This is a genomic window from Actinoplanes sp. NPDC048791, assembly GCF_040650095.1.
Classification (GTDB): domain Bacteria; phylum Actinomycetota; class Actinomycetes; order Mycobacteriales; family Micromonosporaceae; genus Actinoplanes.
Genome location: NZ_JBEZGQ010001667.1, coordinates 1 through 1,182 on the forward strand (window position 1 = coordinate 1; position 1,182 = coordinate 1,182).

Annotated in this window: 2 protein-coding genes; both read left to right on the forward strand. The window is 76.0% G+C overall.

Going from position 1 to position 1,182, the window contains the following annotated elements; genetic code table 11:
* Positions 1-221 (forward strand): hypothetical protein (locus tag AB0C29_RS49455; RefSeq protein WP_360835464.1); only part of this gene is annotated, 221 nt, incomplete at its 5' end.
* A gap of 77 nt (positions 222-298) precedes the next feature.
* A partial coding sequence (locus tag AB0C29_RS49460; RefSeq protein WP_360835466.1) for a hypothetical protein occupies positions 299-1,182 on the forward strand: 884 nt, incomplete at its 3' end.

The window sequence follows — 1,182 nt, forward strand, 5'->3', positions numbered from 1 at the left end:
CCAGCCTGGGGGAGCGGCTGGGCATGTCCCCGGAGGCGACGGCCGAGGACACCTGGAGCGAGGCGCACGCCGCCGCCGACCGCTGGCGGGAGCAGGCGCACGGCCGCGACCTCGTCCCGGCCCAGCGCCGGGCCGCTGAGGTGGTGCTGCGCAGCTGCGACATGATCCTGGCCGGCCTGGACACCATCGCGGCACCGGCCGGCCCGGCGGCCTACGCCTGATCCGTGCACTTGCGCTCTTGAGCGCCCGGGGACACCGTGGGATCAGCGATCAGTGTCGATCCGCCGGGAGGCCCCCCATGCGCCGCGTCCACCTCGTCGTGTTCTCCCTGCTCGTCCTGGTGTTCGCCTTCGCGCCACCGGCGGCCGCGGATTCGTCCCGCGCCGGGCTCTCGGAGCAGAGCCGCCTGGCCGACCGGCGGTACGTGGCGACCGGTGACCGGGCCTACGAGGTCGGGGCCGAGGACGGCAGTTATCCGGCGACGGGCTGGCACATCCGCGGCGAGATGGGCGGCTTCTGGAGCCCGCCGATCAAGCTGCTCGACGGCCTGTGGTTCGCCGTCGACGGGCAGTGGCTGAGCGCGACCCGGTTCACCAGCGGCACCGGCTTCGTCCAGATGGAGCTGGCCGGCCCCGGCGGTTCGCGGATCCGGCGTACCGACGTGCTGCCGGACGGCGGCCGGGCCGCGCTGGTCGGATTGACGTTCAGCGGGCCCGCGCGCCGGATCACGCTGGCGGTGGACGCGCATTCGGAGCTGCTCCCCGCGTACCCGTGGGGCTGGACGACGCCGGGCGCGCAGGCGGTCAACCTGAGCGACACCGGTGGCTTCGACGGGCGCAACCTGGTCTTCCGCGAGACGGCCACAGGCGAGCGCCCGCACGACTACGCCGCCGTGGTCGGCAGCTCCCTCACCCCGGACAGCCACGAGCTCGGCCCCGGTCACCGCGGCCCCCAGGAACCCGCCGTGGTGTGCCCGGAGGCCGATCCGGCCCCGGCACGCTGCGACGACGGCCCGTACGGCCGGGGCACCGGCGGCCGGCTCACCTACACCCTCGAGGTGCCGCGCGCCGGGCGGACAGTGTGGTTCACGGTGGCCGGCTCGGAGGACGGGGTCGCCGCGGCCACCGCCGAGTCGCAGCGCGCGCTGCGGGCGGCGGCGGGGGCGCTGTCCCGCGAGCTGGC